Raw genomic sequence first — 21,196 nt, 5'->3', positions numbered from 1 at the left:
ATGCATAAGTCCTAAATTTATGTTTGGACTGCTATATTAATCAAGCTCAGGGCAATGCCTACGCACCACACAAGCATTTGAAAGAGTAATAACTCAAGACATTTCTCGTCGGTTCAGATATTACGCGTACTTAATTGTAGAACGAGAACTACTGTAAATGCAACGCAGCTTCATCAAGTTGAATTCACCAACATTCTTACATGAACACAACATACCAAAGACAGGGCAAACAAACTGCTCTTATTACTGGGGCAGCCGGTGGAATTGGCTATCAATTAGCGTGTATTTTTGCTGCTCATGATTATAATCTTGTCTTAGTAGATAGAAATGGGCTAAAGCTTGTAGAAATTGCAGTTAAATTTGAAGAAGAATTTGGAAATTTAGTCAAAACTATTGTTAAGGATCTATCTATCTCAACAGCTCCTGAAGAAATTTTTACAGAATTGCAACAAGCCAATATTAAGGTTGATGTGTTAGTAAATAATGCTGGATTTGGTATCTATGGATTATTTCATGAAACAGACCTAGCTACTGAACTAGAAATGTTACAGGTAAATTTGGTGTGTCTCACCCATTTAACTAAGCTATTCGTGAAGGACATGGTAAAGCAAGGTGAGGGAAAAATATTAAACGTTGCCTCAGCTGCCGCCTTTCAACCAGGCCCTTTAATGGCAGTTTATTTTGCTACTAAAGCTTATATATTATCGTTTTCAGAAGCGATCGCTAATGAATTAGAAGGTACAGGTGTCACTGTGACAGTTCTTTGCCCAGGCTCAACCGCATCTGCCTTTCATGAAAGAACCGGGATGGCTGACTCTAAGTTGCTTAAGGGTAAGAAGATGATGGATGCACAAACAGTAGCCGAAATTGGTTTTCGTGCTTTAATGAAGGGCAAAACCATTGTTATTCCCGGTTTGCTCAATAAAATACTTGCGAAAAGCGTCAGATTTGTACCTAGAAATCTGGTGACAAAAATTGTGAGAAATATGCAGGAAGATAAGTAAGGGGCATTGGGCATTGGGGAAGAATAACTAATGACAAATGACAAATGACTAACATCAATACTGCCAACACTTCAAATGCCAGCCAAAATTTGCCACCGCTACAGCAGCAACATAATTGTTAGCAGGTACTAGTTCAAAAAGACTCCAGTCTTCAGTTATCTGTAACTTGGCTGGTTCTGTAGGAGTTAGCGATACTTCAATTTGCTCTAGCTGGGACAGTCCGTCTCCAGTTGCTTTTAAATAAGCTTCCTTACAAGTCCAGTAACGGAAAAATACCTCTTGCTGTTGGTTGGGAGATAGCGATCGCAACATCTCATATTCTCTCGGTAAAAAGAACCGTTTGGCAAGAGCTTCCAAGTCAGACATCGGACGAATATATTCTAGGTCTACACCAATTTGGTGATTAAAATTCACCGCACACAAACCCAATCCTTGCGAGTGAGACAAGTTAAACGCCAGTCCAGTATCAGCAAATGTATCTGCTAATACTGGTTTGCCACGGTGTTGATAATTAAACTGCACTTGTGACGGCTTGATATTCAAATAGTGACCTAATATAGTTCGGAGAATACCGCGACCGACAATAAAATGCTGTCGATGCTGCTGAAAATAAAACCGTTCAGCACGAGCTATTTCGTCACTGGAAAGAGTTTTTCTAAAATGTTGTAACTGTGTTTCTGGTTGATCAAGTTCGATACGCCAGAGATGAATCTCATCCGATAACAAAGTTAAATCTGTTGGTGCAGGTAACCATAGATTATTCATTATAATTCGTAATTCGTAATTGTTATCTTTGCCATTGATTGAGCCAGCGCACTTGACCAATCCATTCAGCAGCTTGTGTTTCTACAAGCAGACAATCTAAAGCAGCTATTAAACTAGATATAGTCCAACTATTTTGGGCAGCTAAAATAATCCCATTATGGTTAGGATTGCTTTGTGCTAGAACTAAAAAATCGCGGATATTGAAAGTAAAAATACACCTTCTTCTAGCAGTAGCCTCTAATAACTGGGTTTTATCAGTTGCATCTAAGGGCATCCAATCTGTGGGAGTTCGGGAACATCATGACCTTGATTAATCAAAGCTAAATGTAAAGCTTTAATTGATGTATCAGCATCTAAATGTAATAGAGCCTTAGACATTGTGAACTGATTCGAGAGCTACTTCAAATGCGATCGCCTCATCGATTTCTTGCTGATGGACAGCATAAAAAGCCAGGGCTGCATTCACCTGAGCCTCACTCAAATCATACTCAGCAGTAATTTGCTCTGCGGATAATCCCCATTGTTGAGATGCGATGGCCAAAGTCTGCACCCGCAAGCCAGTTCCATGCACTATTGGCACTGCTAAACCACTAGCACCCCAACGGGAAGTAAGCTCAGGAAACACAAGATATTTATGATGCTCAGTTAAAATCTCGACCTTTTCAGCTACAGCCGAGACAATAAATTGCTCAAGAGAAATGCCAAGGCTTGCAGCATATCTTTGGGCTTTTTGCCTTAACAGAAGAGGCAAATTAAAAGAGTCAGATGTCATCTATATATTCTTCCTACCTACTGAATAATAACATTTTGCTAAACAAATCCTATCTTAACCTTTGCCATCAAAGGCAATCCTAATATAAGACTCCTTTTTTATTTCTAAATTACGAATTACGAATTACGAATTACGCTGTTGCTCCAACCATTGTAAAACCCGATTCCATGCCCACCAAGGGTCAGAATCTTGTACCTGACGCTGGCACTCTTTGCTACTCAAATAGCCAACATGGCCGCCGTACTGAGTGAGTAACAAATCTATTGCAGGATTGCGATCGCAAGCATCTTGCAATTCCGGTATGATGGCTGGGTCAAAAAGTGGGTCATCGGCAGCATAAATAATCAAAGTCGGTTTCGAGATTTGCGGCAATATTTGTAGAGCGCTGCTGGCTTGGTAATATGCTTCTACAGAAGAAAAACCTAGTTGGTTAATTACCAATTCATTGTCAAAACCCCAGATACTATTCGCCCGTTCAATGGCTGCCGTATCAATGCTTCCAGGATGGGCATCATGTATTTGCCATGCCAGTTTTTTTAAATTTCGGGCAATTCCCGCTTCCAAATATCTACCAAAGGGCTTTGTAACTAGATAAGATAGCGATCGCTCCGAATCCAAACTGGGACAAATCACCATACCTCCGCCAATATCACTATCTTCTAGTCCCAAATCCTCATGTTCTCTAATCACCTCACCAGATACCTTCACCGCCCATAGCGCTAATTGCCCTCCTAAAGAATACCCTGTAAACCAAAATTTTCCCGGACATCCCATTTCCTTAGCAGTAGCGGCGATGCGAACAAAATCTTCTCCTTCATACAAACCATCGGAAGTTAGAGCCGGCGACAATTTTGCGGTTTTGCCGTGGGCACGCCAATCAAATAACACCACAGCGTATCCTTGAGCGTAAGCCTTACGTCCTAGCACTCTCAAAAACCATTCTGTTTCTAACTCTCCTGTAATGCCATAAGTACCGATAATCGTGCTGTGAGCATTTTCAGGGATGGCAACCAAGCCAAAAATTGGCACACCTTGACCACCTGGAAATATTTTTTCGTGATAAGACGGTTCTTGCAATGAAGTAGTAGTTTTCCAGTAACGGCTTCCCCACAAAGCGGTGTATACAGTCATCATCACACCGTTTTGTAAAAACCAAGACGGATTGTAGGGGCGAGCATAGCACATCATAGACTATAAGATTTTGTTTAGTTAAGTCTTGATTTCACAGTCATTTAATCTTAATATTTATGTAAGATTTAAAAACTTTTTCATAATCGATGCAGAAATCTTTGTATCTAGACAAAGCTCTTATTTATCGTTAATCAAGTAGTAATAATTTTTTAAGAATGCCGAGGATTCTTGTCATAGACGATGACCCAGCGATTTCAGAACTAGTTGCCGTCAACTTGGAAATGGCTGGCTACGATGTTAGTCAAGCTGAAGACGGCATTAAAGGTCAAGCGCTGGCTCTCCAGCTACAACCAGACTTGATCATGCTCGATTTGATGTTGCCCAGAGTAGATGGATTTACCGTTTGCCAACGCCTGCGTCGTGACGATCGCACCTCTGAGATTCCCGTGCTAATGTTGACGGCTTTGAGCCAAACTCAGAACAAGGTAGAAGGCTTCAATGCTGGCGCAGACGACTACCTCACCAAGCCTTTTGAACTTGAAGAAATGCTGGCACGGGTGCGGGCACTTTTGCGGCGTACTGACCGCATTCCCCAAGCAGCAAAGCATAGTGAAATTCTTAATTATGGTTCACTGACCCTCGTTCCCGAAAGATTTGAGGCAATTTGGTTCAATGACACAGTGAAATTGACTCATTTGGAATTTGAGCTACTTCACTGCTTGCTTCAACGCCACGGTCAAACAGTTTCCCCCAGCGAAATCCTCAGAGAAGTTTGGGGCTACGATCCTGATGACGACATTGAAACGATTCGAGTCCATATTCGCCACTTAAGAACCAAGTTAGAACCAGATCCCCGCCATCCCCGCTATATCAAGACAGTGTATGGTGCTGGATACTGTCTTGAGTTACCCAGTATACCTCAGGTGAGTGAAGGGGCTTCTGTGACAGTCGTTGAATAGAAATTACCCTAAATTCCCTTAAACTTTGCCATGAGGTGTAGAGACGTTGCATTGCAACATCTCTACAAGCCTCATCGACAGGCAAATCATCTTATCCCAAGGGGATTGATCTAAAGTCAAGACCTTTGCAAAAAGTCAACTGATGATAATAGGACTTACGCAAACAATAGCCGAAACCCTTATTTTCAGTTAGGGGCAATTCATGAATTGCCCCTACAACGTGTAGTTTTGCTTATGCAAATCAAAACTACATTAGCTTACTACGCAGTTTGGGTGTCGTTACTAGATACTTCATCTGGAACAGCTTTTAAGCGGCCGGCTACGCTTCTGCGGATGCGTTCTCTTTTGCGAACACCACCCGCCATTTCATATTCGCTGCTGTCTTTGCCGTATTTAAAGGCAATTCCCAGTAGCATCTGGTCAGAGAGATTATTTAAGGTTTTTTCTAATTCATCAATCTCGCTTTTGTAGGAGTCCACCACGGTAAGAGCAGTATTATACTCATTTATCTTGGTACGTAGTTGAGCCATTAGTTCTATTAAATTAGTTAAGTTGCGTGCATCCCCAAAATCCATGCTTGGGTCAATCGCTCTGAGACTAGCGGATCTCAACACAGCTTTTTCTAGAACGCGGGATGTACGTTTTTGACGAGGCATAAAGGCATTCCTTTGAGAAAGTTCTGGAACTACCTTGTCTTACTAGCTATGCATTCCGGTTCAGCAAAATTAACTAAATAATGTATTTTTTCTAACAAAATTTTCCGACAATTTCGGTAGTGCTTTCAAGCATTGGCGTAAATTACTTATATTTATCTAATGTATAATAGTTATATTTATTACCTGTAAAGTGACTCTACGAGGGGCGAACTATACAGTCACTTTTGAGGAAAGTGGTATTTAGTGTAACGATAACTTTAGCAGTCTTAACAAAAATTGCGACATTAGTCACGACAAGCATGATATTAGTTAAAAAATTGCGACATTAGTCACGACAAGCGTGATGATTAGTCAAAAAATTGCGACGTTAGTCACGACAAGCGTGATATTTAGTCAGAAAATTGCAATCTTGCTAACAACAGCTTGCTTCAACTCAAAAAAGCTTTAATGTAACGCTAATACCAATTTTAAAAAAGAAGGCGACAAATAGACCATCTGTAGAGACGCGATGAATCGCGTCTTTAAAAAGCTATGGTGTACACACAAGTCATCGAATTACCCGAAATCCTTGGAAAACCTCACCCTGTCCTGGCGGACATCCCTCTCCTTACTAAGGAGAGGGACAGGTTTTGCGTAGCATAACCTTTCTTGAGGTTTTAGGAAAGACTTGTGTGTACACGGAAGGATGTGTTGCAATCTTAATTGATCTAAAATAGCAAGTGTTGAGGGACGCGATCGCTAACACACTTAATATACTCCGTCGCAATGGTCATGCTTCTATCACAACTGCTCAAAGATTTCTCTGTCATGATATTGACAAACTTCTTGCCCTTGTGGAATGAAACAGCCCTACTCCCTGCCCCCTATGCCCACTAACCCTTATGCCTGGCTAGATGAATCTCTAGCAACGATTCATCGGGCAGACTGGTATCGTTCAGTACAAACAATCCACGGTCGCCCAGGTGCAACAGTGGTTTTAGCTGGGCAAGAGGTAATTAATTTTGCCAGCAATGATTATTTAGGACTTGCGGGGGATCAGCAGTTAATAGTAGCGGCAACTGCGGCTATTGAAGAATTTGGCACTGGGAGTACTGGTTCTAGATTACTCAGTGGGCATAGAGAATTACACAGGGAGTTAGAGGAGGCGATCGCATCGACCAAACAAACAGAAGATGCCTTGGTGTTCAGTTCCGGGTATCTAGCCAATTTGGGTGCAATTACCGCCCTTGTAGGCAAACGCGATTTAATTTTATCTGACCAGTACAATCATTCCAGTCTGAAAAATGGGGCAATTCTCAGTGGTGCAAAAGTTGTGGAATATCCGCACTGTGATTTGGCAGTCCTGAAAACCCAATTGAATTGGCACAGACAAAACTACCGACGCTGTTTGATTCTTACTGATAGCGTCTTCAGTATGGATGGCGATTTATGTCCAATACCTGCACTCTTGGATCTCGCTGATCAGTTTAACTGTATGCTGCTAGTTGATGAAGCTCATGCCACCGGGGTACTAGGAAAAACTGGGGCTGGGTGTGTCGAGCATTTTGGATGTACGGGAAAGCAGTTAATTCAAATTGGCACTTTGAGTAAAGCTTTGGGAAGTTTAGGCGGATACGTAGCCGGAAGTAATGCTCTAATTGACTTTTTGCGGAACCGTGCACCCAGTTGGATTTACACCACTGGGCTTTCACCTGCTGATACAGCAGCAGCGTTAGCAGCAGTCAAGATAGTGCAACAAGAACCGCAACGCCGTGCCCAATTGTGGAAAAATGTCCATTACTTGAAAAATTTACTGCACCAACAGTTACCTAATCTAAAATTACTGCCTTCAGAATCACCTATATTATGTTTTCAATTGCCCAGTGCTACAGATGCCCTCAAAGCTGGAAAGCAGTTAAGAGATGCTGGCATTTTTGCCCCAGCAATTCGTCCCCCCACAGTGTCCACAAGTCGGATCAGAATATCTTTGATGGCAACTCATGAACCAGCACACATTGACAAATTGGTAGCAGTGCTAAGGAGAGTGCTGAGTAGTGAGTGCTGAGTGCTGAGTGCTGAGTGAAGAGTGCTGAGTGCTGAGTGCTGAGTGCTGAGTGCTGAGTCGAATGGCACTAAGTTAAGATACAGCCCTTGCCCTGACTGGTTCCCAGCCTCTAGGCTGGGAATCCTATTGGGAGGCTCCGCCTCCTCTTTCTTGACGAGAGGCAGAGCCTCTCAGAATACATTCCCAGTCTAAGACTGGGAACGAGGTTACACAAGCCTTTGGGCTTTTCTTAGTACCATTCAGTGCTGAGTCAAGAGTCAAGAGTCAAGAGTCAAGAGTGCTGAGTTGGGAATCTCACTTCTTTACTCAGAACTCGGAACTGTTCTTGCCTCTCACAAAACTGGCAGTTGGTTAAATAATACCCAATAAAAACCAAGCTGTTGGACTACCTGGTTGAATTGTTCAAAATCAACAGGTTTGACGATGTAGCTATTTACCCCAAGCTTGTAACTCTCGATCATATCCCGGTCTTGGGCGGAAGATGTCAGCACCACAACCGGAATCATTTGTGTCTGTGGATCAGACTTGAGTTGCCGTAAAACTTCCAATCCACTCACCTTTGGCAGTTTCAAATCCAGTAAAATGACTTTGGGTTGATTTGTCATGCTACGGTGGGCATAGTCTCCCCGACAAAAGATAAAATCTAAGGCTTCTGCTCCATCTTGGAGCAGTTGAATATGGTTACCAATTCTGTTGTTACGCAATGCCCGGATAGCTAGTTCTGCATCAGCAGGATTATCTTCAACTAACAAAATGGAAATTGATTGGTTGGAAAATGGGGCAGTGGGCTGATCAATGGGTTGGTCAGTCATGGGTTAATTTATTGGGAATGGTGAAGTAAAAAGTCGCGCCTTGATCAACTGCTGCTTCGGCCCAGATACGCCCACTGTGGCGTTGAATAATGCGTTGAACGATCGCCAGTCCAATCCCAGTACCTTCAAACTCTTGTTCGCGGTGCAGACGTTGAAATACCCCAAACAGATTATCGGCATACCGCATATCAAATCCTGCTCCATTATCTCTGATGAAATACACTCCTTCCCCATCCATAACTTCATAACCCACTTCAATGTAGGCAATGGATTTGTGGCGGGTGTACTTGATCGCATTGGACAACAGGTTTATCCAGACTTGTTTGAGCAGGGAAATATCAGCTTGACATCCGGGTAAATCGGCGATCGCAAACTCAATCTGACGATCCACCAAATCTGGAGCCAAATCACTCAGCACCGTTTGAATCACCTCATTTGACAAGACGGGTTGCCGGGACATATCCTTACGATCCAGGCGGGATAAATTCAACAGATCATCGATCAACTCACCCATGCGTTTGGCATTGTCCCGCACAACTTTTAGGTAACGATTGGCTTCTGAATCGAGTTGCTGTCCGTAATCTTCTTGCATTATTCTAGAAAAACCCGCGATCGCCCGTAGGGGTGCCCGCAAATCATGGGAAACAGAGTAAGAAAAAGCCTCCAACGCTTTGTTCGCAGCCTCCAATTGGGCAGTCCTCTGCATTACCCGTTCTTCTAATTCAGCATTGAGTTGGCGGACTTCTGCCTCTACCGCTTTCAGGGCGCTGATGTCGCGCATGATGGTAGAAAAATATTCCAGACTGCCATCTGATGTTTTGTGAGCAATGATCATTTGGGAAACCGGAATTTCTCTGCCATCACTATCCAACAAAGCGGTTTCACCAACCCAGCTCCCATCTTGAATCGCCGCCGGAATGCCTTGATTTTGCACAATCTCTAATGCCCACTGGGGATGGTAGTTGGGGATACTTATCTTAGAAAGGTTTGCATCTAGTGGTATCCCTGCCAGTTTCCTAGCTTGAGCATTATTCCAGAAAACATTACCTTGGGGGGTTGCCATACCAATATGATCAGTGGATGCTTCCAGGATGGCAATCAAGCGATCGCGCTCTTTCTCGGCTTGCTGACGTTCGGCAATTTCATCTCGTAAAGATTCATTCAGTTCTCCCTGGTGCTTCAACAGACGGGCACTGTCAATGGAAATAGCTGCCTGAGTAGAAAGTAGACTGAGGATTTTAATTCGCTCCGGGGTAAATGCGCTGGTGGTAATATTGTTTTCTAAAAGAACAATTCCCGTTAGTTTTCCCTGGTTTAATAGAGGCGCACAAAGAATCGACTTCGATTTGTGCTGAACAATCCAAGGTTCAGATTGAAAGTTGCCGAATTGAGCAGCATTATTGAGGACGACGCTTTCTTGGGTGCGAACTACGTAATTAATCAGGGCAGTTGGCAAGTAAGGAGTGCTGTTTACTGCTGATATTGATTCCAGAGGAATTGATTGCAAAACGGCTACTTTCTCATCACCAATCGACCCCATCGCCTCAATCCGCCATTCGTCTTGTGTTGGCAAAATCAGATAACCTGTTTGCGCCCCGGCATTCTCAATCAAGATGCTCATCAGTTTTGCCAGGAGTTTATCTAAGAGAATTTCACTAGCGATCGCCTGAGAGGCTTTTAACACCGTTTCTAGGTCAAGTGCTTCTAATTTGGTTGAACCCGATTCTGTAATGTCAAGTTTACGTGTTCCGGTTCTTAGCGATCGCAGTTCTAGCAGTTGGGGATATTGCTTCTCTAAATCTTGGACTTTAGCGGTTGCCCCCCACCTTAAATAACCATACTTCGCCTCTTGTAGATAGGCTTTGGCAATCATCATCCGGTTATTTGCCAGATAAAACTTTGCTGCTAGTTCGTTAGCTAAAGCCTCTTCTTGCAGATATTCGTTTTCCCTTGCCAGGGCGATCGCGCGATCGTAGGCATCCATTGCTTCTACCACCTCACCCAATACTCGATGTCGTTCTGCTTCTACCAAGTGCCACTTGTGCAAATAGTTCATCGGAGCATGGTGCGCCCAAAGCTGCATTTTTGCCTGATTTTCTGCTACCTGCTCCAGCAACTCTGACTGTTTTGCGGCATCTGTGTTGGAATACACCGCCAGTTGGGATAAAGAATCGTAAAACCGAAAGATCGCAACCAACGCCGTTCCGGTCATGGCTGGTAAATATTCTTGTGCTAGAACAGCATTGGCGATCGCCTGATTTGCATCGTCAAACAGATAACACAGAAATAATTTATTCAAATAGAAATAGAACAAACCTCCGTGAAAATTGGTTTGTTGCATCTGGGGTAGCCGGATTGCTTGATCATAAGCTTGACCTGATAAAATGCTAGGATCTGCAACTTCCTCAATCAAGTTCAAAACAGTCTGCCAGCAAATCTCCACGAAATGAATGCCAGCTGAGTGCTTGAGGTGTTTCACTGCCTGGGCATAATTGGTCAGGTGTAATTGTAGTTCAGCTAGAGGTTGACCTACCGCAAATGAATAACCACAAAAATGCATGGCAGCGTAGCCAGCAAACTCTAAATCGCCCTGCTCAATACCAACCTGATAGCAATTCTGGAGTGGCTTGAGACTTTCTCTTAGATGTGTCCTCCAAACATTAATCTGGTCGCTAATCGGGAATAAGGTTCTGGCTTCAATGGGTTTAGCATCTAGGCGATCCAGCAAACTTAACGCCAGTTGACCAAATTGATAACCTGCCTCAATCTCAAATACAACTCCACAGAGAATAATCCCATAAGCGGCATAGGCAAAGGGAGCCAACATCATATTTCCGTACTCAACCAGCAAATCTACCATCTTGAGTACAATCAGCAGGAATAGGGGAGGTACTGCCAAATAAGCTGATGCACACATCCTTGCCAAAAGCTGCATTGCCCCCAGCACCTCTGGCTCAGACATCATTGGCAGGTTAACCAAATCTTCAATGGGTCTGTTTGCGAGTTTTGAAACAGTTTTCGAGAGCGCTTGCTGAACATCCTCAAAGGTTGGCTGGCTGGGGAGGTGAACTCTTAATTGCTCAAGTAACTGTAAACCAATCTGAATCGCTTCTAGTAATTTATTTTGAGCGACATAAGTCTGAATTTTGACATCGTATACTTTTAAAGTGGCTAATATGGTTCTTGCTTGATCAATTACCTGTTGGAAGAGTTGCTCTACCTGCTCGAAATTACCGCTCAGATAGGCTGCTTCTGCGGTTGCACTATACAGGGTAAGAGTAAGATCATAGTCTGTTTGCCAGCTATCCGTTGTCAGCAGTTCCATACCAGTTTGCAAATATCGTAAAGCAGCGTCATAAGCGGCTGATGCTTTTGCTTTTTCTCCTGCCATTAGGTTTAACCGAGACAAATTATCCTGCTCGGATTGAGTTTCTCTAAATTTTCTGCCTAGATTCAGTTGGTTAGTGATATCAAAAATCTTGTCTTTTAACTGTTCGGGGGAAGTCATTTGCAACAAGCACTTTCCCACTTGCCAATGAGTCTTTCTTTGCTCGGCTTCCGAAATCAGAGAATAGGCTGCCTGCTGAATGCGATCATGAGCAAATTTATATTCAATGGTGGGGTTGCTAGGAAGTTGCACATCTAACACAACCGCTTTGTGGGCATTGCTCATGGACACAATCAACCCTTCGGCGATCGCCGCTCCCAAAGCCTGTGCCGTTTCTTGCTGGGATAGTTCAGCAGCAAATGCCAGCGTTTCCAGATCAAAACAGTTGCCAATACAGGCAGATAGCTGCAATACTTGTTGCGTCTGCTCATTGAGCTTTTGAATCTTACCTGCCATCAAATCCACAATATTATCAGTAATCCCCCGATTCTGAATTTGCTCTATCGACCATTGCCATTTCTTTGTTGGGCAATCAAATTCCAGTAGCTTTTCAGTGTAGAGAGATTTCAAAAATTCATTCATGAAAAAGGGATTGCCACCAGTTTTTTGTTGTACCAAATCAGCTAAAGGCAGGGAATCCTCTGGTTGGCAGTGTAATGTATCAGCAATCAATTGATTGATATTAGGTAGGCTCAATTGAGAGAGAAAAAGTTGGTTTACCACTCCTCCACCCTGCCGGATTTCCTCTACCATTTGGATTAAAGGATGGGCTGCATTGACCTCGTTATCCCGGTATGCCCCCATCAACAACAAAGATTGCCCCTCAGTGGTAGCTAGCAGTTGGATCAGCTTCAGAGAGGCATTATCTGCCCACTGAAGATCATCCAAAAAGATCACTAGCGGATGTTGTGGCTGGGTAAAGACGCGAATAAAATTTTGGAAGACTTGGTTAAAGCGATTTTGGGCTTCCGTCGGCGGTAGAACAGGTACATCTGGTTGATTGCCCACAATCAATTCCAATGCTGGAATTAGCTGCGTAATCACCCGACTGTTTGAAGCGAGGGCAGTTAAGAGGTTATCTCGCCACTGACACAACTGCACTTCGTCTTCGGTCAATAATTGTTTGATGAGTGATCCAAAGGCTTGGGCGATCGCAAAGTAAGGGATATTACGCTGATACTGGTCAAATTTACCCGAAACAAAGTAGCCCCGTTGTTGTGTAATCGGCCGATAAATTTCCTGCACCAAAACTGACTTGCCAATGCCGGAGTATCCTGCTATTAGCATCAGTTCAACTTGAGAAGATGCTATTCTAGCGATCGCCTGTAGTAATATCTCAACCTCCCTTTCTCTTCCATAGAGTTTTTCCGGGATATGAAATTTATCAGAAATATCCTGTTGCGCTAAAGCAAAAGACTCAATTAGTCCCGAATGTTCTACTTGGATTAGACACTGTTCTAAATCAGTTTTAATTCCCCAGGCACTTTGATAACGTTCTTGTGCTGTTTTCGCTAACAGTTTTAAGACAATTTCTGATACTATTATAGGAATCTCTGGATCGATAACATGGGGTGGAACAGGTTCCAGAGCCAGGTGATAATGAATTAACTCCAAAGCATCACTAGATTCAAAGGGCAACCGATGGGTCAATAGTTGATAAAAGGTAACACCTAGAGAGTAAAAATCAGTTCGGTAGTCCAGAGAACGGTTCATTCTGCCTGTTTGCTCTGGAGAGATGTAAGCCAGTGTTCCCTCTAATACTGTTGGATTTTTGAGAGTTAATGTCTCCCGCGATAAAGCAGTTGAAATCCCAAAGTCAATAATTTTAAGTTGTTGTGTTTCTAGATTTAAAACAATATTGGATGGATTGATGTCCTTATGAATAATATTCTCGGTATGAATTTCGCTTAAACTCTCAGTGATCTGTACGGCTAACTTCAGAAACTCTATTAAGGAAAACCTTCTTGTAGCGATAATTTTCGTTAAAGATTCCCCCCCAAAATCCTCCAGAATGATCACAAAAGTACTTTGATATTGCTGCAAGCCGTAAGCCTGGATAACACCTTTTAATGATAAACTGTGCGTAATTTCGTATTCGAGCTTATAACGCGTGATTTCCTCTGGTGTGGGGTAGTCTTCCTTCAAAATCTTGAAGATTACAGGTAAATTATCTCGTTTACGAATTCCCCGATAGACTCGTGAAGTAGCACTTTCATGGATTTTTATCCAGATTTTATATTCAGGAATTTTTAGCATGGTTCAACCGCCTTCGATTGCTACACTGAGGGGTAAACTATGGTTGCCTCACAAAGACAAAGCCGACTATACAATAGTCTAACCCCTGATTAATTCATTAAAGATCCTATTTCTGATTTCTCCCTTGAACGCAGATAAGGCTAAGATTAGCCAGCCACTTGAACGGCCGTTAATTGCCCCAGTTTACAAATAATTGGTGTTGTTTAGGATGAAAATGTGGCGGATTAACTCAAAAGCCACCAAGGAGATTATAAGGTATGAATGAACCCTTGAACGTCCTGATGGTTGAAGATTCAGAAACCGATGCCATGTTAGTTCTCTATGAACTGCGTCGCGGTGGTTTCAATCCAATCTGGCAGCGTGTCCAAACGGCTCAAGAGCTACACACAGCCCTCAATAGCCGTACCTGGGATGTGATCATTTCAGATTACCGATTGCCTGGATTCAATGCTCCTACGGCTCTGGAAATAGCCAAGCAGAGTCACAAAGATATTCCTTTCATTCTCGTTTCTGGCACAATTGGCGAAGTATCTGCTGTGGAAATGATGAAAGCGGGTGCTCATGATTATGTAATGAAAGACAACTTAAGCCGATTGCCAATGGCAGTGCGTCGAGAACTTCGGGATGCTCAAGTGCGGGCAGAGCGCAAACAAGCTCAAAATCTGCTTCAAACGTTAGCGTCTAATATACCGGGAATGATTTACAGCTTTGTACATTATTTTAATGGTTCTGTTGTCTTTGAATACATCAGTTTAGGCTGTTTAGACCTTCTAGAATTAGCACCAGATGAAATTTTAGCAAATGCCGCTCTTTGTTTAGCACAAATTCATATTGATGACCGGACAAGATTTTATGTGGCTGCTAAAGAAAGCGCTCAAACTTTAAAGCCATTCTCTGATGAGTGGCGATTAATTACACCCTCTGGTAAACTCAAGTGGGTACAGACAAGCGCTCGTTTAGAGTGTCGAGAAAACGGGGATATTGTCTGGCATGGTGTTTTATTAGATGTGAGCGATCGCAAACAAGCACAAGAACTGATAATTCACAATGCCTTGCACGATCCCTTGACAGGTTTACCGAATCGGATACTTTTGGTGGAACGGCTGGAACTAGCTATTAGCCGAGCCAAACGAGTAGAAACCTATCGTTATGCCGTCTTGTTTCTAGACTTAGATCGGTTCAAAGTGATCAATGACAGCTTAGGACACTTAGCTGGAGATCAACTACTAAAGATCATTGCTCAAAAGCTAAAAACTCATCTGCGGGACGTTGATTTAGTCGCCCGAATCGGTGGTGACGAATTCGTAATTATGCTGGAAGATATTTCTGGTATTGAAAAAGTAATTCAAATTACTGAGCGGATACTCACAGATTTTCAAACACCATTGATCCTTAATGATTCGGAAGTGGTTATCAGTACGAGCATCGGTATTGTCTTAGGAACAAAGGATTATTCTGAAGCCTCCGATTTACTTCGAGATGCCGATATTGCCATGTATCGAGCCAAAGCTCAAGATAGAAGTTCGTACAAAATTTTTAATATAAAAATGCACACCCAAGCTGTAAATAGACTAACTCTAGAAACCGATATCCGTAAAGCTATCGAACGACAAGAGTTCGTTATATATTACCAGCCCATTGTTGACATCCTTAGCAATGCCTACGACGAGCAAAACCAAGGCATTACCTGGGAGTCTCAGCTACAACCAATCCGGCTGATTGGATTTGAGGCATTGGCGCGCTGGAAACACCCAACTCGCGGGTTTATTCTGCCGGATGAATTTATTCCCATCGCCGAAGAAACGGGACTGATTGTGCAAATTGATCGCTGGATGTTCTACACAGCTTGTCAACAACTGGCAAACTGGAAAACCAAGTTTGCTAATCACTTACCGCTCAAGATGAGTATTAACCTCTCAGCTCAAGATATTCGCCAAGTTAGCTTACTTGAAGACATCGATCAAACCCTAGCCAAAACAGGTTTAGAAGGCGATTCTATAGCCCTAGAAATTACCGAAAGTATGTTAATTGAAAATATCAGTAATGCAATTGATTTATTAACCCAATTAAAGGCTAGAAAGATTCAAATCACCATTGATGACTTTGGTAGTGGTTATTCATCGCTCAATTATCTCCATCGTTTACCTGCTGATAATTTGAAGATTGATCGCTCCTTTGTAAGTCAGATGCAGGAAGGAAATCGTAATTATCAGGTCGTTAGTACTATTATTGCTTTGAGCAATCAACTCGGATTAGCCGTTATTGCAGAAGGTATCGAAACACCACAGCAACTTTACTGGTTACAGCAACTTGGATGCGAATTGGGTCAAGGTTATCTGTTCTCTAAACCTCTAAGCCAGGAGACAGCAGAAGGACTTTTAGCAAGTAAAACTTTGTATTTGTCCTCTGATTAATCCAGCTAACTGCTGAACAACTTACATTTAGTATTTTATTTTAACAAAACGCTATTATTCATCTCAAAGTATCAAGCTCAACTTTTAATTGGTATATCAGATAAATAACAAATTAACCTCTGACAAAAGAGGTTTTTTATAACTAAACAAAAATCTATCTGGAGATAAGTTACTAAAATTTACAAACTAGCTTAGGGTATGTACAGCCTCTGCAATGAGTATTGGTTGTTCCAAAACATTTTCATGCCCCATATTTATCATTCCCCATTTCTGCGTTATGGCTTTGCTGTATTAATTGTTGCACTAGCACTAGGGTTGATGTTAGCAATAGACCCTTGGCTAGGCATGAGCAAAACTCCTTTCCTGTTATTCTTTAGCGCTGTAATGGTGAGTGCCTGGTATGGTGGTTTTAAATCAGGACTGTTAGCAACCTTCTTGTCTGCGGTACTGAGCGATTACTTCTTTCTTTTGCCAACCTATGATCTGAGTTTTGACTTCTCCAATGTTGTGCAAATTGGGTTGTTTGGATTACAGGGATTGCTATTCAGTATTCTATGTGAGGCATTAAAAACTGCTAAAACACGGGTTGATGTGAATCTACAGTACCTAAAAGCGAGTGAGGAAAGATTTCGATTAGCCCTAAGCAGTTCAGATATCGTAGTCTTTCAGCAAGATCGAGATTTGCAGTATCAGTGGGTTCATAATTCTCAGGGTGCAAAAACTGCTGAGGAAACGCTGGGTAAGTCCGACTATGAGTTATTTCCAGCCTTAGTAGCAGAGCAATTGACGGCAATTAAGCAGACAGTGCTGGAAAGAGGTGTTTCAACTCGTGAAGAGATTTGTCTGACGGTGTGTGGAGAAGTCCGTTACTATGATTTGCTGGTTGAACCGCTAAAGGATGTAGACAATAGCATTCAAGGTATTACCTGTGTCGGTGTGAATATTACTGAGCGCAAACAGGCTGAGGAAAGACTCCGCTATCTCGCCCAAATTAGTAGTCTACTCTCTACTTCGCTAGATTATGAACAAACCTTAGAACAAATTGCTAAAATCTCAGTTCCCCAGCTAGCTGATTGGTGTACCGTTGATATTTTGAATGAAGATGGTTCCATTCGCCGCTTACCGATCGCTCATGCAGATCCTACTAAAGGAGAGTGGGCGCGTCAACTTCAGCACTATGTACCAGATTTCAAAGATGCGAATGCAATTACTAGGGTACTACAAACCGGGCAAAGCGAATTAATCCCAGAGATATCTGACTCGTTCTTAGCAGCGATGACTCAGAATCAAGAACACTTAGATATTGTTCGGCAATTGGGGATCAAGTCTGCGATGATTGTGCCTTTAATAGCACGAGGGCAAGTACTCGGCTGCATCAGCTTTGTCACCGCCGAATCAAACCGTCGCTACGATCGCTCTGACCTGACTTTAGCAAATGATGTTGCCTATCGGGCTGCCTTCGCGGTGGAAAATGCCCGACTTTATCGAGATATCCACCAAGCTTTAGTACATTATGCCGAATCGCTGTCTCTTTTAGATGCTCTGTTCGCAGGCGCTCCCGTGGCTGTCGGCTTTTTGGATCGGGAACTGAGATATATCCGAATTAATCAAGTTTTTGCTGACATTAACGGTTTAACCATCGATGAGCATCTCGGACGCAAGTTTGGGGAAGTGTTCCCAAAAATGATGGCTGAATTTGAGCTACAGTTACAGCGTGTGTTGGATACTGGAGAACCCCTGCTAAATGTGGAAATTAGCGGTGAGACAAGAGGAGAACCTGAACATTACGGCTACTGGCTGGGCAACTATTACCCAGTCAACAACAATATGGACGAAACGGTGGGAATTGGGATTATTCTCGCAGATGTGACAGTAGCGAAGCAAACAGAAGTTGCGTTGCGCGAAAGCGAAGAAAGATTCCGGGCAATGTTCAACCAAGCGGCTGTAGGCATTACTCTGATAACGTTTGATGGACAATTTCTGCAAATTAATCCTGCCCTGTGCGACATTACTGGGTACAGCTATGAAGAGTTAATCCAGATGAACTTTCAAGAAATTAGCCACCCTGACGACTTGCAAGTTAATTGGGAAAATGCTCGGCGAGTTTTAGCACGAGAAATTAGTGGTTATTCCATAGAGAAGCGCTACATCCGCAAAGATGCTTCCATCGTTTGGGTAAACCTGACTTTATCAGCAGTTTGGGATGCTAACGGACAAGCAAAGTATGCCGTGGGTATTATCGAGGATATTAGCGAACGCAAACGAGTTGAAACGACACAACAGTTTTTAGTCGAAGCCAGTACCTTACTCGCTGCATCATTAGATTATGAAATTGCCTTGGAAAATGTGGCTAATCTAGCAGTTCCTACCCTGGCTGATTGTTGTATTGTAGATGTTTTCCGGGAAGATTGGTCAAGTAAACAAATTGCGATCGCTACTGCCGATCCCGCAAAACAAAATATCTTAGAGGAAATTCAACGGCATTATCCACCCAAAAGCAGAGCAAAATACCTTGTAGAGCAGCTAAAGTTGGGAATTTCTGTATTTTACCCCGAATTATCTGACTTTCATCTTGTCTACATGGCTCAAGACGAGACACATCTGCAATTGCTGCGAAGCCTGGGTATTCGTTCTCTAATGGTGATTCCAGTCCGTTCCCGTGGGCAATTATTTGGAGCCATCTCTTTTTTTACAGCCGAATCAAATCGGCAGTACAAACAAACAGACTTGGCTTTAGCAGAGGATATTGCTCGTCGGGCTGCGATAGCAATTGACAACGCCAGACTCTACCAGGAGACTCAAGAGGCAAAACAGGCAGCTGAGCAGTCTGTGAATCGCATGGTACTTTTACAAAAGATAACTGCCTCTCTCTCAGAAGCGCTAACTCCCCAACAGGTAGCTGATGTGGTGGTAAACCAAGGTATTGCCGCCTTGTCAGCCACGGCTGGTTCCGTTGTCTTACTTGCTGATGGAAGTACTTTGAAAGTTGTGCAAGCAACTGGCTATCCGCAATCCCTCATAGATGCTTGGGCAAGTTTTCCCATCACTGCTGCTAACCAAATAGCAGAAACAGTCAGAACTAAAAAGCCGATTTTTTTAGAAAATTTAGCAGCCTTGATGGCAAACTATCCCAACTTAGTAGATGCTGTGGCTCTCACCGGGAATAAAGCCTGGGCTTCTATTCCGTTAATCGCAGAAGGCAAAATAATTGGCGCACTGGGATTAAGCTTTATCACTGTCCAAATATTTAACAAAGAAGACCGGGATTTTATGTTGACACTGGGACAGCAGTGTGCACAAGCGATCGCTCGCGCTCAACTTTACGAAGCAGAAAAGACTGCAAGGGCACAAGCCGAGACAGCCAACCGAATTAAGGATGAATTCCTCGCTGTCCTTTCTCATGAACTCAGAACTCCCTTAAATCCGATTTTAGGGTGGGCAAAGTTGCTCCGAACCCGCAAGTTCGACGAAGCCACTAAAATCCGAGCTTTGGAAACAATCGAGCGGAATGCCCAGTTACAAACCCAACTTATTGGAGATTTACTTGATGTTTCGCGGATTCTACAAGCTAAGGTAAATTTAGAACTCCATGCAGTGGATTTAAAAGTAGCGATCGCATCTGCACTAGAAACGGTGCGTTTAGCAGCAGAAGCCAAGTCAATTGAAATTCAAACGGTGCTGAGTCATGATATCGGCAAAGTTTTAGGCGATGGCGATCGTTTACAACAAGTAATGTGGAATCTGCTCTCCAATGCCGTAAAATTCACGCCTACTGAAGGACGAGTAGAAGTGCGTCTAGAGCAAGTTGGGTTCGATGCCCAAATCCAGGTGATTGATACAGGTAAGGGAATCAACCCGGAATTTTTGCCCTACGTATTTGACTACTTCCGGCAAGCAGATGCAAAAACAACTAGAGTATTTGGCGGATTGGGATTAGGACTGGCAATTGTCCGCCATCTAGTAGAACTTCACGGTGGTACGGTTCATGCAGATAGTCTCGGAGAAGGACAAGGGGCAACCTTTACAGTTAAGCTACCTTTGCTCAAAAGTTCTGAGTTACGAACTCAGAGTACTGAAGCTGAAACTTCTCAACCAGAACTTAGCACTCAAGACTCATTACTTTCGGGAGTGCAAATCCTGCTTGTAGACGATCAAGCTGATGTCCGAGACTTTTTTAGCTTTGCGCTGGAGCAATATGGGGCAACTGTAGCGGCAGTTGAATCGGCAACTGAAGCACTCGAAACATTAGCTCAGTTAAAACCAGATATTCTATTAAGCGATATTGGAATGCCCTTCATGGATGGCTATATGCTGCTGCGCGAGGTGAGAAAATTAGCGCCAGAGGAGGGTGGACAAATTCCCGCGATCGCTTTGACTGCTTATGCTGGAGAAATTGACTACAATCAAGCACTAGCAGCAGGATTTCAAAAACACCTACCAAAACCTGTTGAACCAATCGATTTAGTTACAGCGATCGTCAATCTCATTGGCCATAATCAACAATGAAAACCCCACAGATCAGTTTAACAACACAAGAAAAGAGACCCGCAAAAACAAGAAAACAATCTTTTCTTAGCATGAATATTGGCACTCCTAAAGTACCATTCCGCAAACATGACAAGAAAATACAAGAACATGAGTTGCTTAGTGACTGGGAACACGCCAGTTAATTTGGAACTTTCGTCCAAAATAAAATCAAAGACACCCATTTTGAGTAGCAAAAGCCGAGAAAAAGCCTGAGTCCCTTAGAGGATGTTTGAAAAGTCCTCTTGTCGGTATCAAAAGTTTTAGATCCCTCTAAATCTCCCGATAAATTGGGAGACTTTGATTCCGGTTCCCCCCTTTTTAAGGCTACGGTGTACACACAAGTTATCCAATCACTACCAGTTCTCGAATTACCCCACCCTAACCCTCCCCTTGCAAAGGGGAGGGAACAAGATTTTCCGGTTTCCCCCCTTTACAAGGGGGGATTAAGGGGGGTAATTAGACTTGTGT

The 21,196-nt window shown here is 43.0% G+C and carries 13 protein-coding genes; 6 read left to right on the top strand and 7 right to left on the bottom strand.

Features of this window, described 5'->3' with window-relative positions:
- The first annotated feature begins 200 nt into the window (after positions 1 to 200).
- A complete protein-coding gene (locus F8S12_RS12000; protein WP_196516505.1) occupies positions 201 to 1,004 on the top strand; it encodes an SDR family NAD(P)-dependent oxidoreductase in 804 nt (267 codons plus the stop codon).
- Positions 1,005 to 1,058: 54 nt separating this feature from the next.
- On the opposite strand, the gene hetI is transcribed toward F8S12_RS12000, so the two are convergent.
- The 4 genes from hetI to F8S12_RS11980 form a co-directional block, all read right to left on the bottom strand.
- Positions 1,059 to 1,769: a 4'-phosphopantetheinyl transferase HetI gene (gene hetI / locus F8S12_RS11995; protein WP_196516504.1), complete on the bottom strand. Its 711-nt coding sequence runs from the start codon at positions 1,767 to 1,769 to the stop codon at positions 1,059 to 1,061.
- Positions 1,770 to 1,791: 22 nt separating this feature from the next.
- Entirely contained in the window at positions 1,792 to 2,043 is a 252-nt protein-coding gene (locus F8S12_RS11990) for a DUF5615 family PIN-like protein (RefSeq protein ID WP_230967966.1), read from the bottom strand.
- A gap of 96 nt (positions 2,044 to 2,139) precedes the next feature.
- A complete protein-coding gene (locus tag F8S12_RS11985; protein WP_196516503.1) occupies positions 2,140 to 2,541 on the bottom strand; it encodes a DUF433 domain-containing protein in 402 nt (133 codons plus the stop codon).
- A gap of 123 nt (positions 2,542 to 2,664) precedes the next feature.
- Positions 2,665 to 3,729 carry a YheT family hydrolase gene (locus tag F8S12_RS11980; RefSeq protein WP_196516502.1) on the bottom strand — a complete coding sequence of 355 codons (1,065 nt, stop codon included), beginning with the start codon at positions 3,727 to 3,729 and terminating at the stop codon, positions 2,665 to 2,667.
- A gap of 158 nt (positions 3,730 to 3,887) precedes the next feature.
- On the opposite strand from F8S12_RS11980, the gene F8S12_RS11975 reads away from it, so the two are divergent.
- Complete coding sequence (locus F8S12_RS11975) at positions 3,888 to 4,631, top strand: response regulator transcription factor (protein ID WP_196516501.1); 744 nt, start codon at positions 3,888 to 3,890, stop codon at positions 4,629 to 4,631.
- Positions 4,632 to 4,891: 260 nt separating this feature from the next.
- On the opposite strand, the gene F8S12_RS11970 is transcribed toward F8S12_RS11975, so the two are convergent.
- The gene (locus F8S12_RS11970; protein ID WP_196516500.1) at positions 4,892 to 5,287 is read right to left on the bottom strand and encodes a hypothetical protein; all 396 of its coding nucleotides are present in this window, start codon (positions 5,285 to 5,287) and stop codon (positions 4,892 to 4,894) included.
- Positions 5,288 to 6,152: 865 nt separating this feature from the next.
- On the opposite strand from F8S12_RS11970, the gene bioF reads away from it, so the two are divergent.
- Positions 6,153 to 7,331 (top strand): 8-amino-7-oxononanoate synthase, encoded by a 1,179-nt coding sequence (gene bioF / locus F8S12_RS11965; protein ID WP_196516499.1) that lies wholly within the window; start codon positions 6,153 to 6,155, stop codon positions 7,329 to 7,331.
- Positions 7,332 to 7,663: 332 nt separating this feature from the next.
- Here the strand turns inward: bioF and F8S12_RS11960 are convergent, their stop codons facing one another.
- Complete coding sequence (locus F8S12_RS11960) at positions 7,664 to 8,143, bottom strand: response regulator (RefSeq protein WP_196516498.1); 480 nt, start codon at positions 8,141 to 8,143, stop codon at positions 7,664 to 7,666.
- Positions 8,136 to 13,787 carry an AAA family ATPase gene (locus F8S12_RS11955; protein ID WP_196516497.1) on the bottom strand — a complete coding sequence of 1,884 codons (5,652 nt, stop codon included), beginning with the start codon at positions 13,785 to 13,787 and terminating at the stop codon, positions 8,136 to 8,138. Before F8S12_RS11955 ends, F8S12_RS11960 begins: the two co-directional genes overlap by 8 nt.
- Before the next feature lie 257 nt (positions 13,788 to 14,044).
- On the opposite strand from F8S12_RS11955, the gene F8S12_RS11950 reads away from it, so the two are divergent.
- The 3 genes from F8S12_RS11950 to F8S12_RS11940 all read left to right on the top strand — a co-directional run bounded on the left by F8S12_RS11950 (position 14,045) and on the right by F8S12_RS11940 (position 20,871).
- Positions 14,045 to 16,201 (top strand): putative bifunctional diguanylate cyclase/phosphodiesterase, encoded by a 2,157-nt coding sequence (locus F8S12_RS11950; protein WP_196516496.1) that lies wholly within the window; start codon positions 14,045 to 14,047, stop codon positions 16,199 to 16,201.
- Positions 16,202 to 16,444: 243 nt separating this feature from the next.
- On the top strand, positions 16,445 to 20,707 hold the full coding sequence (locus tag F8S12_RS11945) for a PAS domain S-box protein (protein WP_196516495.1): 4,263 nt from the start codon (positions 16,445 to 16,447) through the stop codon (positions 20,705 to 20,707).
- Positions 20,704 to 20,871 (top strand): hypothetical protein, encoded by a 168-nt coding sequence (locus F8S12_RS11940; protein ID WP_196516494.1) that lies wholly within the window; start codon positions 20,704 to 20,706, stop codon positions 20,869 to 20,871. The genes F8S12_RS11945 and F8S12_RS11940 overlap by 4 nt, the downstream gene beginning before the upstream one ends.
- Positions 20,872 to 21,196: the final 325 nt, after the last annotated feature.

Origin of the sequence: Nostoc sp. WHI, from assembly GCF_015714725.1 — a bacterium.
Taxonomy (GTDB): Bacteria; Cyanobacteriota; Cyanobacteriia; order Cyanobacteriales; family Nostocaceae; genus Nostoc.
This window is presented reverse-complemented; position numbering and strand designations above follow the sequence as displayed.

Bases quoted from the DNA above. Each gene is read 5' to 3' on its own strand.
- F8S12_RS11985 (WP_196516503.1), bottom strand. From the start codon at position 2,541: ATGACATCTGACTCTTTTAATTTGCCTCTTCTGTTAAGGCAAAAAGCC.
- hetI (WP_196516504.1), bottom strand. From the start codon at position 1,769: ATGAATAATCTATGGTTACCTGCACCAACAGATTTAACTTTGTTATCG.
- F8S12_RS11940 (WP_196516494.1), top strand. From the start codon at position 20,704: ATGAAAACCCCACAGATCAGTTTAACAACACAAGAAAAGAGACCCGCA.
- F8S12_RS11945 (WP_196516495.1), top strand. From the start codon at position 16,445: ATGCCCCATATTTATCATTCCCCATTTCTGCGTTATGGCTTTGCTGTA.
- F8S12_RS12000 (WP_196516505.1), top strand. From the start codon at position 201: ATGAACACAACATACCAAAGACAGGGCAAACAAACTGCTCTTATTACT.
- F8S12_RS11950 (WP_196516496.1), top strand. From the start codon at position 14,045: ATGAATGAACCCTTGAACGTCCTGATGGTTGAAGATTCAGAAACCGAT.
- F8S12_RS11990 (WP_230967966.1), bottom strand. From the start codon at position 2,043: ATGCCCTTAGATGCAACTGATAAAACCCAGTTATTAGAGGCTACTGCT.
- F8S12_RS11960 (WP_196516498.1), bottom strand. From the start codon at position 8,143: ATGACTGACCAACCCATTGATCAGCCCACTGCCCCATTTTCCAACCAA.
- F8S12_RS11955 (WP_196516497.1), bottom strand. From the start codon at position 13,787: ATGCTAAAAATTCCTGAATATAAAATCTGGATAAAAATCCATGAAAGT.
- F8S12_RS11975 (WP_196516501.1), top strand. From the start codon at position 3,888: ATGCCGAGGATTCTTGTCATAGACGATGACCCAGCGATTTCAGAACTA.
- F8S12_RS11970 (WP_196516500.1), bottom strand. From the start codon at position 5,287: ATGCCTCGTCAAAAACGTACATCCCGCGTTCTAGAAAAAGCTGTGTTG.
- bioF (WP_196516499.1), top strand. From the start codon at position 6,153: ATGCCCACTAACCCTTATGCCTGGCTAGATGAATCTCTAGCAACGATT.
- F8S12_RS11980 (WP_196516502.1), bottom strand. From the start codon at position 3,729: ATGATGTGCTATGCTCGCCCCTACAATCCGTCTTGGTTTTTACAAAAC.